Here is a 13,307-nt window from a genome sequence, read left to right on the forward strand (position 1 = left end):
CGGCAACTCAAGGCTTTGTTTGTTTTCCTTCGCTTATTTCAGCTGCGCTTCTGCTTGAGATTGTACGTTTTCAAGTACGATTGCCAGCTCTGTGCCGTTCAAATAATCCTGCATTCCCGTTACTAAAATGTCTTCGATCGCGTATGTGTGAAGACCGTAGTTAACGCCTGGAATTTCATCTGTCCATGTTGATAGATCTGTTAGGAGCTGCTGTCCGCCGAAGAATTCATCTTCTACTGCATAAGCATCGCCTTCAGCTGCTGCTGAGTAAGTTCCAAGAGCTCCAATGTCTTTTACTAATGTTTGGTAAAGATCCGCATTTGAACCGAATGTTTGCAGCATGAAGTCTGCCGCTTCTTCTTTGCCATCTACGTTCAAGACATACCATGAGCTGCCGCCTAAGTTCGAGGCATTGACTGCGCCTTCCATATCAAGGCGAGGCATCGGCACGACTGCCCATTTTCCTGATTGGTCTTCAGCTTGCTTGATGCTTGGCGTAATCCAGTTTCCTGTTGGAACGCTGGCTACATCGCCGCTGTTGAATGCTCCGACAAACTGGCTCCAGTCAGAAACGATTTTGCCGATATCTGCATCCATCATCTTTTTGTACGTTTCAAATGCTTTCGCAAGTGATTCGTTGCCTTCAAGGTTTGGTGTAGAACCGTCTTCATCTACGTACCATGAACCGTTTGTCTGGATCATCATGCGGATTTGGCCCAAATCGTTCGGATCCAATGTCAGCATGTTCTTGCCTGTTGCTTCTTTTACCGCTTTCCCGATTTCGATGTATTCATCCCACGTGATGTTCGTAAGATCTTCTGGTGTATAGCCCGCTTCTTCAAGATAATCTGTGCGGACATACAATCCAGCTACGCCAGAATCGAATGGCAATCCGTATTGTTCGCCGTCAAAGCTTGTTGTTGCAATTTTATAGTCTGCAAAGTCATCCGAGTTGATCACGTCCGTCAACGGATGGAATGCATCCGGATACGCCTGCAAGAAACTTTGTGCACGGTAATCTTCAATCAGGACGATATTCGGCATCCCTTTTGTCGTACCTGAGCTAAGCCCTGTGTTGAGTTTTTGAATAATATCGTCTTGTGCATTTTCAATGATATTCACTTCAACGTCGCCGTCGTAAGCTTCTTTTGCTTTTTCAAGAGCTGCAATATTGAATGCTGGATCCCAAGCCCAAGCAGTAATGCTGTCTGTACCTGAAGAACCTTCTGATCCGCTTCCGCTGTTTCCTTCTTCATCCCCTGAAGAACAAGCTGCCAAAACTGCCAATCCGACGAGCAATACGAGCATAAGATAAAACTTCTTCATTTAATATCCCCCTTTTTGTAAGCGCTTAACTTTGCACCTTTCATACAGTATAACGACATAAAAAAAAAGATTGTTAGCACAATCTTTAGGTGTTTATCCGAAAATTTTTAGATAGTTCAAACTTCACTGAATACTTCTTGGACTATTCTTAGATACTGGTAATTTCATTGGATTTCACGGAAGTATCCAGCTTCTGGACCGGCAATTCCACTTTGACTTTTGTGCCTTCGCCTTTTTCGCTCGATATTTCTACGCCATACTGTCCTCCATAAATCATTTGGATGCGTTCATGGACATTGCGGATGCCAATCCCGCTGAACAAATGGCGTTTCTCTTTAATATCTTCTTTTGTGTGGTCGCCTTTCATTTCCATGCCGTCGCCGTTATCGACAATTTCACATAACAGGCTGCCCCGTTTTTGGGAAACCAAAATTTGGACAAAGCCCTCTTTTTTCTCATTGAACGCATGGAAGAACGCATTTTCGATGAAGGGCTGAAGAATCAGTTTTGGCACCTGGCAGTCCAGGCAATCCGGCGAAACGAAGAAATTCACTTTGATGCCGTCGCCGTACCGGGCCTGATTGATGAGTACGTAATTTTTCAGATCCGCTATTTCCTGCTCGACCGTGATGGTCTGATCCACATTGCTCAAGGCGTTTTGCAATAAAGAAATCAACGCATGGATCATGTCTGTCGCTTTTTCCTTTTTGCCTTGCTGGACCATGAATTTCACCGAGGCCAAGGTATTGTACAGAAAATGCGGATTGATCTGATGCTGAAGCGCCATGAGTTCTGCACTGCGCTGCTTTTGCTGTGCTTGCACCACCAAGTCGACATATTCCTGCAGTTCGCTGAGCATCGAGTTGAAAGCGTTGGCGATTTTCTTCGCTTCGTAGCCGCCGGTTTCTGCGACTGGCCGGTTAAAATCGTGTTTCGCCATGGATGAAATCTGCTTGACTAGGCGGCTAATCGAGTTTGTCATTCTCCGCGAAATGATGAACACGATGACAACGGCCAGTAAAACAATCCCGAGGCTGATAAGCAGAATTTCTTTCGTATTGATCAAATTGGCCAGGACGGCACCTTTGTCGACCAAGTTAACCAAATACAGATCGTAAGTCGGCAAATACTGCGACATCAGCAAATAATTCGTTTCAAGAAACTCGACTTCCCTTAAATCCAATTCTTCCGTTTCGACTTCTTGGGCCAGCGTTAACAGCTCCGGTTCAAGATCGCCGATCATACTATCTTTATTGCTCGAAACGATTTTCCCGTCTTGGTTGACCAGCAGCACTTCGTTTTCCGTACTCGTGTAGCCTTCGTAAAGCCGCTTCCAATCCTCTTCGCGGATGGGAAAGTAAAGCACGCCGTAAATTTCGCCGGTCGACCTTTCCATCAGCGCTTTTGTCGCGACAATCATCGGCTTGTCATTGAAGGAAGTGGACGGCATGAACTGGTAAAGCAGCCGGTTGGGCTCCTCTATCGTCCGCTTTGTAATCGGATGGTTTCGCAGCACTTCCCAGGAAACCGGCCAATTCGAATAATTCATATTGTAGAGCCGCTCATTTTCACCAAGCACGATCATATTGGTGTCATAGGATTCCACTGTCGGATAAATGCGCTCAATCTGCCGGCTGATGTCGTGATAGGATTTCGACGTTTCGATGGCGCTTTCGTTTTCTTGCGTCAACACCCTTTTGATGGTGCCGTTATTCTGCACTTCGTTTGTAGCGCTGACGATGGCAAAACTATAATCTTCAAAGCGCGTTTCGATCTGCTCCAGCGCTTTCGTATTGGAGATGCTGAAAGTGTCCATGAACAAATCGGAAGACATGCGGATCGAACTGAAAGTGATCAAGAGCGAAACTGCCACGATGCTGACGACCATGATTAAAAACATCTTGATGAAGAGGCTGTTATTTCTTAAGATGCGCGAGGCCTTTTGCTTCATTTTCATGGTCGGCATGGTACTCCTTTCGGTAAGCTCCCGGAGACATCCCCGTAATGCGCTTGAACACTTTGCAATAATAGCTATGATCCGAATAGCCCACCATGCCGCTGATGTTCGAGATGGTGACCGGACTATGTTCCAGCAATTCCATCGATTTCTTGATCCGGATGCGGTTCAAGTATTCGCTGAAGCCTTCTTTGTGGTGCATACTGAAATAAGAGGACAAATACGACGCGTTAAAGTGGAAATGGGTGGCGATTTCCGACAGCCGGAGCGGCTCTGTGTAATGCTGTTCAATATAGGAAAGAATCTTGTCCAGATTATTGGCCTGTTCATCGGATCCTCCGTGGACCATCATGATTTTCCGCACTTCTTCTAAAAACCGGTGAAATTCATCCACCGCCGCCTTTACATTTTCCGCTTCGTTGATATTCGTGAAATAACTGTATTTATTCCGTTCGAGCTCTTGGGTATCGTATTTCAAGCTATCCAATAAGACGATACTATTGAAGATGATATTGCCTAAAAACGATTTGAATTCAAAACTGTCGTTGCTGTATCGCCCCGCCAGATACTCGATGTGGCTTTTCAGATAGTCAAAGGCTGGGTTGAATAGACGATCTTTCACCAACTCGATAAAATGGTTCAAATCGAAATTCGCTTGTTTCGCTTTTTCTGCCGGCAGTTCATCGTAGAGGAATAGGGTCTGGTCCGGCAGGTAAAAAAGATATTTCTCCATTTTCTTTAAACTTTCATCGTGAACTTTCTTCAACTCATCAATCGCCTGGAACGGTTCACAGACCAACCACGATACTGCGTTGCGTTTAGCCGCTTCATTGGCAATGGCCTTTTTGATGTCCCCGAACTGATGCGGACTGAAATTAAGCAACATCTTTGCATCCGTTTCACTGGAAGCTGCTAAAAACACGGCCGTTCCTTCTGGAAGAAGATGCTCGAGCAGGCCTTTTAATTTATGTTGATCTACATTCTTTGCATGGATTTCGATCAATGCAAATTGGCTATTGGTGAAGACGCCAGACAAATTCGCTTTATCCACCGCCGAGTCGTATCCGAGGATAAGGTGCTCCAACATTTCTTCAACAGAGCGATTCGGCTCTATCAAAGCGGCTGTGTGCTGAAGGCCTGGAATCCGGTCCACGATTTTGTTCAAACTGCCCAGTAACTCTTCTCCGTTCAACTTCGGCTTCAATATATAATCGGCAACTCCGTTCTGAAACGTGGAACGCACATAATCGAAGTTTTCGAAACTGCTCAAAACAATAAATTCAATATCCGGAAATGCGTTCTTTCCTTCCCTCACTAAATCGATGCCGTCCATGATCGGCATGACGATGTCCGTGATGACGATATGCGGAGAAAACTCCGCCATCATCTGCAATGCTTCTTTGCCGTTTGATGCTTCCGCTACAATTTGAAATCCCTCTTGCTCCCAATCAATGTAATTGATGATTCCTTGCCTAATGAGCATTTCATCATCGACAATGAGAACTTTGCACACTTCCCCCATGAATCTGCCCCCTTCGCATACGATCGATTTGAAACTTTTCTCCCGAAGCCGCCATCCCTTGCCTGCTTCGATAATCTACAGACATAGTACCATCTTTTCATAAGATTATGTCATCGAATCGGAATTTTTAGCTTCTTGCTTAAGCAGTAAAAATCGATGCTCGAGCAGAAAACAAAAGATTAAATTGTTTTTATTAACCTCTTCTATTCTGAAGAACAAGGGTTCACCGCTGCCGTTTCGGGTATAGAATGACTACATTGCAGATTTCATGACCCGAGGAGGAACGCATATGCATTATCAATTGAACTTGCGTTTAGCGCAGGAAAAGAAAGATTATTTCTGGCTGTTTCGAAGCGAGGAAGACACGATTACGGTTTTCAATGAAGTGGTAGAGGCTTTCAAAGAATACGAGCCGCCGAACTCCGCCGCTTTCATCGAAGAGAAACGCCGGGAAATCGACGAAACGGGGCGCAGCAATACCGTCCAGATTGAAGTCGTGAAAGCGGACAAAGAAGCCCTCATCCGCTCCGCTGCGTATAACGAGATGTGGTATGAAGGCAAGCATTTTGAGGATATTTACCGGACATTGACCGATAAGCTTGGCCAGCCGGAAGAAGAGACCTTCATTTAAAGAGAAACCTTTTCCAGGTTCAGCCGTATAATGGATAAAGCTGTTTCAGGAAGGGGTTTTCCATCATGGGACTGGTCCGATTTCTCTTTTTCGAAAAGAAATGTTTGGTTCACACTGCGTTCGGCCACGATATGTATTTCCGTGCCGCCGATCAGCTCCAGACGCACGGCGTATCTTTTGATGCCGTGCGGAAAATAAATGCAAGTTCCTTAGGGTCGACTGGCAGCGATATTCCTTTTGTCCGCGCTGCTGAAACCAATAATGCGCAATACGATTTCTATGTAAAAAAAGAAGACGAGCATTTGGCGCATCAAGCGCTCCGCTGAACAACACAAAAACGCGTGGATCAGGAGATTTCCTGGTCCACGCGTTTTTTTTCTGATGGAATTAATGTGCATGATGGACGGCTTCGCCTTCGCTTTTGCACAATAATTCATTTTCATGCGGATGGCTTCGGTTTTCCATTTGGATGGTCACATGGCCGATTCCTTTATGAGCGAGTTCGTGTTCAATCGTCCGGAGAATTTTCTGGCTGTCTTGCACCGACAGCTCACCGTCGACGACCGCATGGCAAGACAAGGCATTGTGTCCGCTGGTGATGCACCAAGCATGTAGGTCATGGATGCTTTCCACCCCCGGCACAGCTTCCATCGTCTGGATGATGTCATCGAGATCAATGCTTTTCGGCGTGCCTTCCATCAAGATATGGATTGCATCTTTTGTCACGCGCCAGCCGCTGATCAACACAAGGATTGCGACGATGACACTCGCAAGCGGATCCGCCCAGCCCCAGCCAAAGAACATAATGAGAAGCGCTGCCGCTACCGCTCCGACTGAACCAAGCAAATCGCCAAGGACGTGGAGGAAAGCGGCGCGTACATTTAGATTCTCTTCAGTGTCGCCGCCGCGCATCAAGATCCAGGCAACAATGACATTGACGAGCAGCCCGACAAAAGCGATCGCAAGCATGCCGCCGGACGCCACTTCAGGCGGATTCGCAAAGCGGTGGTACGCTTCATAGAAAATATAAAGCGCAATCAGCACAAGCGTGACGCCGTTAAAAACCGCTGCCAGAATTTCAAAGCGTTTATAGCCGTAGGTTTTGCTGTAATCCGCTACTTTCTCGCCCAGCGTAAATGCAAGAATCGCGATGCCCATCGAAATCGAATCGCTCAGCATATGCCCCGCATCCGCAAGCAGCGCCAAACTGTTCGTCAAATAACCCCCGATGGCTTCGACTACCATATAGGTGGTGATGATGATAAAGCTGATGACCAATGCTTTTTTATTTGCTCCGTGCGTATGGTCATGCCCGTGTTCGTGGTTATGCGCCAACTGAAAAACCTCCCCGCTGCCGTTTATTTTTCATCTCAATTATGGCTGGCGTGATCGATTGTCATCTTGAGCAGGCTCATGACGTGATCATCGTCCTGTGAGTAATACAAAGTCGTGCCTTCCCGCCGGTATTTCACGAGCCGCAAATTCTTCAGGAAGCGCAGCTGATGCGAGACCGTCGACTGGCGAAGCTGCAAAGTTTCAGCAATGTCATTGACCGCATATTCACGCTGGAATAACAGATTCAAAATGCGGATCCGCGTCGGGTCGCCGAGTGCTTTAAAAGTCTGGGACACGACGAATAATGTCTCCTCGTCCAAATCGTTATGAGGTTCGAGCGCTGCTGTGTCGTTGGTTTCTTTCATCTTTTCCGCCTCGCTTTCTGTCGGGTGATTCTTCTATATGTATATATTAGTATATACTCATATATAGATTATTTCAAACATCCTTAGTGAGAATAAGCTTTTACCGCGCTTATTTTTTTTGTGATGAATCTTGAAGTTGATTTACTCCCAACTTGTTATGAAATACTCCCGACTTTCGCTTGAATACTCCCAACTTCTATTGTGATTCTCCCAACTTTCACCTGAATACTCCCGACTCCCCCAGACAGACAAAAAAGCACCCTTCAAAAGGATGCTTTTGCAGGTTGTCAAGAAACTCGTTGAATTAGAGCTTCCGCTTCTATAAACCGCACTTCGGCGCTATGGACAAGGCTCCCACAATAAGCCGAGAAGACCACTCGTCTTATTGCTCCGCCCAGTCCGGAACCGCACCGGTGCTAGAGATATGGAGCAAAACAGCGTAGACTCCTGCGGCTTAGCGAGTCGACCGATACACCGCAGAGAGCGCAGCGAACGAGGAGGATTGGGCGTGAGCCCGCTGGAAAGCGTAGCTGTTTTGCGGAATATCAGATTCTTTAATGAAACTTAAGTTAGTTTCTGTCTTTTTCAACACACTGTAAAAGCACCCTTCAAAAGGATGCTTTTGCATGCGAATAAACCCTTATTTGCTTGCGTAAAATTCGTAATAGCCTTTTTTGAAGAAATCATACCATTCGTCGATTTCTTCTTGCGGCGCCGATTCGAGTGCCGTTAAAACTTCTTTTCCGAACTCCAGATAGGCGGAGCCGTTCGCTGTGATGAGGTTGCCGTCACGCACAGCCTGCTGTTCAAGGTAGCGGCCTTCGCCTGTGTAATTTTCACCTGCTGCTTCCTGCAGCTCCGGCAAATAATTGCTCGTGTGGTCGCCGCTATTTAAAATGCCGTTCATGCCGAGAAAGACCGTTCCGTCGCAAATCGCCCCGACGACTTTATCTGCATCCAACGCTTTTTGCACCAGCTCGATGACCGGTTTGCTTTCTTCTTTCCGCCACGAATTTCCGCCGATCAAAATCAATCCGGCAAAATCATCTTCCACTTCATCGAGTGCGTAGTCCGGCAATGTCCGGAAGCCGCCGATGGAAGTCACCGGCTCTTTCGTCAGCGATACGGTTTTCACTTCATACTTCTTTTCCCCTTGTTCCGGCTTTTCGTTCAATGCTGCCGCAACGGATGCCGCTTCCCAATCCGCATATTCTTCAAGCACCACGAATAAAACTTTCTCCACTCTAATCGCTCCCTTTCAAAATCGACTCCACAAAACCGAACATACTTTCTAATTCATTCAAATTATACCACTTTTAAAGCGATATTATACACAATATTCTTTCTTTTATTATTCAAATTCTCGCCACGAAAAATTGATATTCAATTTATATTGGTCGGCTATGCTATGGAAGGTATTATTCTTAAACTGGAAAAGGAGTGTCATAAGATGAACAAATTTTTGAACCCGATCACGGATTGGGTCTCGACGAAAAAAGGGATGACGATCACCTTGATCTTTTGGGTGGTCTTGATGCTCGGACTCAGTATGGGCCCGCGCCTCAACGACTACAAAGTAGCGAATTTCCAATCGCTGCCGGATGATGCGGAATCGATCATCGCCGACAACAAACTGAAGGAATACTTCCCGAATGACCAAGGGACACCGGGAATTTTAGTCTTCCATAATAGCGAAGGCGAAGTGGATCCCGAAGCCACTAAGGAAATCCTTGCGGGCATCACTGAGGCAAACCTGGAAGGCGTCGACTCGATTGTCGACATTAGCCAATTGCCGCCTCCTGCTCTTGAAGGATTTTTCTCTGAAGACAAATCGACGATGATCATCCCGATGACGCTTGAAGCCGGACTCGGCAGTGCGGACTTCGCGGAAATCAACGACGAAGCTTCTGACATCGGCAGCGACATTGCTGCTGGCTATGACAATATGGAATTCTACATCACCGGGCCTGCTGGAATTGCCGGCGACACGGTGAAATTATTTGAAGAAGCGGATTTTGTTTTATTGATCGCGACGGTGTTGATCATTTTGGTCCTGTTGATCGTGATTTACCGTTCGCCGTTACTCGCGTTCATCCCGCTGCTCGCGACTATCATTGTGTACCAGGTCGTGAACCAGACATTGGCGTTTATGGGATCTGCCGGACTTGAATTGACGAGCCAAACGACATCGATCATGAGCATCTTGCTCTTTGCGGCAGTCATCGACTACTCGCTATTCGTCTTCTCGCGCTTCCGCGAGGAACTGAATCATTATGAAAGTAAATACGAAGCGATGAAACACTCAATGCGCGCAACGGGTGAACCGGTGTTCTTCGCCGGCGGTACCGTTCTTGCAGCGATGTTGATCTTGTTCTTTGCAGACTTCCGCGATTACGCGAACTTTGCACCGATCTTCGGAACCGCTGTATTCATCATCATGATTGCGTCTATTACGTTGATCCCGGCGCTCTTCACGCTATTCGGCCGCAAAGCGTTCTGGCCGAAAGTGCCGAAATACGGCCAAGCAAAAGAAGTGAAGCACGGCATCTGGGGACCGGTCGCAAAATTCGTGGTCAATAAACCCCTGCTTTCCGGCGGACTTGTCGCTGTCTTGATGATCATTTCAGCTTTGAATGTGCTGAACCTGGATTTTGAATTCGATACGGTGAAGTCATTCCCTGAAGACATGCCTTCCCGTGTCGGCTATGAAATTGTTGAACAGAATTTCGATAAAGGCGAAATCGCCCCGTCCACTTTATTGGTGGAAAGCGATGAACCGATTTCAGAAGAAGCAACTGCTGCCCTTTCTGAACAATTGACGGCTTATGACGAAGTTGCGTCGGCCCGTTTGTCCGGCCAGACGGAAGACGGCACTGCTGTGAAATACAGCGTTGCCTTGTCACTCAACCCGTATTCGAGCGAAGCGCTTGATTTCGTTGAGCAATTGCGCGGCAACAGCGACGCCTTGCTTGAAGACGCGTCTATTGACGGCGATACGTATTTCGGCGGCATCACACCGAAACTCGTGGATGAACGTGAAGTAAATAACAGCGACATTTATAAGATTGTCATACTCGAGACTTTATTGATCCTCGTGCTGTTGTTCGCCTTGACCCGTTCGTGGAAAATGCCGATTTACATGATGGCAACGATTCTCTTGTCTTATGTATCGGCACTTGGGCTCGGGATTTTCCTTGTCGATGTGCTATTCGGCTTTGATGCAATCAGCACCCGCGTTCCGGTATATGCGTTCATCTTCCTGGTCGCGCTTGGCATCGATTACAACATCATTTTGGTCTCGCGCTTCATGGAAGAACGCAAAATGCATAAAGTCAAAGATGCCCTTGAAATCGCCATTCGGAATACCGGCGGCGTCATTTCTTCTGCCGGCATCATCTTGGCCGCTACATTCGCCGCTTTGACGACGATGCCTATCGCCGATTTGTTCGTTTTCGGCTTCATGGTTTCGATCGGTATTTTGATCGATACGTTCTTAGTGCGCGGCATGCTGCTTCCAGCGTTGATATTGTTTTTTGAAAAAGATAAGTAAACCCTTCATAATAGAAGAGTCCGGCCGACGTATGCGCCGGACTTTTTACTGACAGGAGGATTCTCAATGAAAATACTAGTCGTTGACGACGACTTATATATCCAGCAATTGGTCGTGATTCACCTTGAAAAAGAAGGCTATATGGTGTTCCGCGCCAATGATGCGGCAGAAGCCTTATTGCTGTTGGAGGAAGTCCAGGTCGATTTGGCGATTGTCGACGTGATGATGCCCGGCATGGACGGCTTTGAATTGACCCGGATCCTGACGCAGGACTTGTCGATTCCGGTGATTTTATTGACCGCGAAAGGCCAGTTGGAAGACAAGGAAAAAGGCTTTTTATCGGGTACCGAAGATTATATGGTGAAACCGTTTGAGCCGAAAGAATTGCTGTTCCGGGTAGCGGTTGTGCTTCGGCGTTCTGAACGTGCGGTGCAGGAAAACTTGCAGGCCGGCAATGTGTCGATCAACCGCCGCAATTTTGAAGTGGCGATTGGCCATGAAACTTTGATCTTGCCGCTGAAGGAGTTCGAATTGCTGTCGCTTCTCGTGTCGCGTGCCAATCAGGCAACGCCGCGCCCCCTTTTGATGGAATATGTCTGGGGCGAAGACCATGATGGCAACGAAATGACCTTGAATACGCATATCAACCGCATCCGCGACCGGCTGAAACGCTACGGAGCCGATGTTGAAATCCATACGCTTCGCGGCATCGGCTATAAGCTCGAGGCGCCGAAATGAAAACTTTATACCGCCAATTTATCGTTGCGACTCTGTTCATATTACTGGTTGCCGTTTTGATCGGCTTTACATTGGCAAACGCCTTCTATTTGACGGTTATGAAAGAACAGGCAACTGAGCAGAATCTTGATATTGCAGAAGAAATTGTCTCCAGCCTGAATATGGCGCCGCATTCACACGACAGTTTTAACAGCTACCTGGAATCCGTGTCGAATCTCGGCTATCAAATCGCCATCGTTGACAGTACTGGGCAAAAGACCTTTTACGGAGACGCTTTTGACAATACCGAATTGCCGGAGGAAGCCGGGCGCGTCTTGACGGATGGCGAAATTTATAAGGGCCTCGACAATGTGTCCAGCAGGATTTTCATGATTGCCCATTTTACCAACCAGCTTCATAATACCGTCGGGGTGCCTTTCACTTTTGAAGGTGACGCGTATGGGCTCTTTATCCGTCCAGATACAAAATTGGTCGGTGCTGATATCCATTCGGTGTTGATCGCTTTTGTCTTGGCCATTGCGATCGTCAGCATTGCCGGCATGATTTGGCTCGCCCGGCAATTGACACGCCCGATTGTCCAATTGACCGAAGCGACCAAACACATCGCGCAGGAAAACTACAATTACCCGCTGGATATCCAGCGAAACGATGAAATCGGCCAATTGTCGGAGAGCTTTAACTTGATGCAGACGCAATTGAAGCACAACGATCTCGCGCGCAAATCATTTATCAGCAATGTGTCGCACGATTTCCAGTCGCCGCTTATGAACATCCAGGGCTATGCGGATCTGCTGGCGTCGCCGAACCTGCCGGAAAGCGACCGGCTCGCCTACACCGCCATCATCGACCAGGAAGCGAAGCGGCTATCGAGTTTGACGCGGCAATTGCTGCTGCTCACTTCACTTGACCAAGGCGCGTATCCGATGAAACAAAAAGCGTTCCCGCTCGATGAACAATTGAAGCGCGTCGTCCAGAAATACCGCTGGCGCCTGGAAGAAGAAGACATCGACATTTCTTATAAGCTCGCCCCCCTCTCGTTCTTTGGGGATGCTGAACTGCTCGAAAACGTCTGGGAGAATTTATTGACCAATGCCATTAAGTACAATAAACCCGGTGGCAGCATTGAAATCACCTTGCAATCATTCGAGCAGGAAGTGGTTGTGGAGTTTAAAGACAGCGGCATCGGAATCAGCGAACCGGCAATCGGCCAGCTGTTCGACCGCTTTTACAGGGTCGATGCCGCCCGCAAAAAAGACGGCACGGGACTTGGGCTATCCATTGTCCAACAGATTGTCGCTTTGCATCATGGAGTGGTTGACGTTAACAGTGAAGTCGGTGTCGGCAGCACGTTCACGATCCGCTTCGCGTTAGATGAAATTTGATAGGAGGAATTTAAGATGGAAAAAGTTTGGAGTTTACGATTAATTCAATTTGCAGCAGTCTTCGGGCTGTTCGGTACGTTTTTAGGTTCGATGATGGCTGGGGAAATGGACTATTCCCTTCGACCGATCCACGCCCATATTCTACTCGTCGGCTGGCTATCGGTTTTTGCGTGGGGCATTTTCTACCGCGTCTACACAGTGCGCTTTAAAAAGCTTGTCACCATCCACAGCATCTTCGCTATGGCCGGTGCGTTCATGCTGACAAGCGGCATGTGGCTGTATAATTTAAACCCGTTCAATTGGAATGAAACCTTTGTCATGATTTACTTTATCGTCGGCGGCAGCTTGCTGCTGATCGCGTTCTTCCTGTTCTTGGTCGTAACGTTCGTGACAGAAAAAGAATAAAATACGTAATCCCCTCAGATTTCTCTTTCTGAGGGGATTTTTTTGAGCAAAGAAATCAAAAATTCATTACAATAAAGAATAAGAAGTGAAAAAGCT

At 47.2% G+C, this 13,307-nt stretch carries 12 protein-coding genes; 6 read left to right on the plus strand and 6 right to left on the minus strand.

Annotated elements, in window-relative coordinates; genetic code table 11:
• Window positions 1–33 precede the first annotated feature (33 nt).
• The 3 genes from NFU07_RS13710 to NFU07_RS13720 all read right to left on the minus strand — a co-directional run bounded on the left by NFU07_RS13710 (window position 34) and on the right by NFU07_RS13720 (window position 4,805).
• Entirely contained in the window at window positions 34–1,326 is a 1,293-nt protein-coding gene (locus tag NFU07_RS13710) for an ABC transporter substrate-binding protein (protein ID WP_251479018.1), read from the minus strand.
• 148 nt (window positions 1,327–1,474) lie between these two features.
• The gene (locus NFU07_RS13715) at window positions 1,475–3,283 is read right to left on the minus strand and encodes a sensor histidine kinase (protein ID WP_251479020.1); all 1,809 of its coding nucleotides are present in this window, start codon (window positions 3,281–3,283) and stop codon (window positions 1,475–1,477) included.
• Window positions 3,243–4,805, minus strand: coding sequence for a response regulator transcription factor (locus tag NFU07_RS13720; protein ID WP_251479022.1), 1,563 nt, complete (start codon window positions 4,803–4,805; stop codon window positions 3,243–3,245). The genes NFU07_RS13715 and NFU07_RS13720 overlap by 41 nt, the downstream gene beginning before the upstream one ends.
• 289 nt (window positions 4,806–5,094) lie before the next feature.
• Between NFU07_RS13720 and NFU07_RS13725 the strand changes: the two genes are divergently transcribed.
• A complete protein-coding gene (locus NFU07_RS13725) occupies window positions 5,095–5,436 on the plus strand; it encodes a hypothetical protein (protein ID WP_251479024.1) in 342 nt (113 codons plus the stop codon).
• Window positions 5,437–5,501: 65 nt separating this feature from the next.
• The gene (locus NFU07_RS13730) at window positions 5,502–5,762 is read left to right on the plus strand and encodes a hypothetical protein (RefSeq protein ID WP_251479026.1); all 261 of its coding nucleotides are present in this window, start codon (window positions 5,502–5,504) and stop codon (window positions 5,760–5,762) included.
• Between the two features lie 61 nt (window positions 5,763–5,823).
• Here NFU07_RS13730 and NFU07_RS13735 read toward each other — a convergent pair whose 3' ends face one another.
• The 3 genes from NFU07_RS13735 to NFU07_RS13745 all read right to left on the minus strand — a co-directional run bounded on the left by NFU07_RS13735 (window position 5,824) and on the right by NFU07_RS13745 (window position 8,379).
• Window positions 5,824–6,771: a cation diffusion facilitator family transporter gene (locus tag NFU07_RS13735; protein WP_251479028.1), complete on the minus strand. Its 948-nt coding sequence runs from the start codon at window positions 6,769–6,771 to the stop codon at window positions 5,824–5,826.
• A gap of 35 nt (window positions 6,772–6,806) precedes the next feature.
• Window positions 6,807–7,136, minus strand: a complete 330-nt coding sequence (locus NFU07_RS13740) for an ArsR/SmtB family transcription factor (RefSeq protein ID WP_235198295.1) — start codon at window positions 7,134–7,136, stop codon at window positions 6,807–6,809.
• 640 nt (window positions 7,137–7,776) lie between these two features.
• Window positions 7,777–8,379: a type 1 glutamine amidotransferase family protein gene (locus NFU07_RS13745; RefSeq protein ID WP_309296781.1), complete on the minus strand. Its 603-nt coding sequence runs from the start codon at window positions 8,377–8,379 to the stop codon at window positions 7,777–7,779.
• Window positions 8,380–8,586: 207 nt separating this feature from the next.
• Here NFU07_RS13745 and NFU07_RS13750 point away from each other — a divergent pair, with 207 nt between their 5' ends.
• The 4 genes from NFU07_RS13750 to NFU07_RS13765 all read left to right on the plus strand — a co-directional run bounded on the left by NFU07_RS13750 (window position 8,587) and on the right by NFU07_RS13765 (window position 13,211).
• Window positions 8,587–10,686, plus strand: a complete 2,100-nt coding sequence (locus NFU07_RS13750; protein WP_251479030.1) for an MMPL family transporter — start codon at window positions 8,587–8,589, stop codon at window positions 10,684–10,686.
• 66 nt (window positions 10,687–10,752) lie between these two features.
• Window positions 10,753–11,424, plus strand: a complete 672-nt coding sequence (locus NFU07_RS13755; RefSeq protein WP_251479032.1) for a response regulator transcription factor — start codon at window positions 10,753–10,755, stop codon at window positions 11,422–11,424.
• The gene (locus NFU07_RS13760) at window positions 11,421–12,806 is read left to right on the plus strand and encodes a sensor histidine kinase (protein ID WP_251479034.1); all 1,386 of its coding nucleotides are present in this window, start codon (window positions 11,421–11,423) and stop codon (window positions 12,804–12,806) included. Before NFU07_RS13755 ends, NFU07_RS13760 begins: the two co-directional genes overlap by 4 nt.
• A 15-nt stretch (window positions 12,807–12,821) precedes the next feature.
• Window positions 12,822–13,211 (plus strand): hypothetical protein, encoded by a 390-nt coding sequence (locus NFU07_RS13765; protein WP_235198291.1) that lies wholly within the window; start codon window positions 12,822–12,824, stop codon window positions 13,209–13,211.
• Window positions 13,212–13,307: the final 96 nt, after the last annotated feature.

The organism is Planococcus sp. NCCP-2050 (assembly GCF_023708025.1).
GTDB lineage: Bacteria > Bacillota > Bacilli > Bacillales_A > Planococcaceae > Planococcus.

Excerpts from the sequence above, each read along its gene's own strand:
- NFU07_RS13710 (WP_251479018.1), bottom strand. The coding sequence starts at position 1,326 with ATGAAGAAGTTTTATCTTATGCTCGTATTGCTCGTCGGATTGGCAGTT.
- NFU07_RS13715 (WP_251479020.1), bottom strand. The coding sequence starts at position 3,283 with ATGAAAATGAAGCAAAAGGCCTCGCGCATCTTAAGAAATAACAGCCTC.
- NFU07_RS13720 (WP_251479022.1), bottom strand. The coding sequence starts at position 4,805 with ATGGGGGAAGTGTGCAAAGTTCTCATTGTCGATGATGAAATGCTCATT.
- NFU07_RS13725 (WP_251479024.1), top strand. The coding sequence starts at position 5,095 with ATGCATTATCAATTGAACTTGCGTTTAGCGCAGGAAAAGAAAGATTAT.
- NFU07_RS13730 (WP_251479026.1), top strand. The coding sequence starts at position 5,502 with ATGGGACTGGTCCGATTTCTCTTTTTCGAAAAGAAATGTTTGGTTCAC.
- NFU07_RS13740 (WP_235198295.1), bottom strand. The coding sequence starts at position 7,136 with ATGAAAGAAACCAACGACACAGCAGCGCTCGAACCTCATAACGATTTG.
- NFU07_RS13750 (WP_251479030.1), top strand. The coding sequence starts at position 8,587 with ATGAACAAATTTTTGAACCCGATCACGGATTGGGTCTCGACGAAAAAA.
- NFU07_RS13755 (WP_251479032.1), top strand. The coding sequence starts at position 10,753 with ATGAAAATACTAGTCGTTGACGACGACTTATATATCCAGCAATTGGTC.
- NFU07_RS13760 (WP_251479034.1), top strand. The coding sequence starts at position 11,421 with ATGAAAACTTTATACCGCCAATTTATCGTTGCGACTCTGTTCATATTA.
- NFU07_RS13765 (WP_235198291.1), top strand. The coding sequence starts at position 12,822 with ATGGAAAAAGTTTGGAGTTTACGATTAATTCAATTTGCAGCAGTCTTC.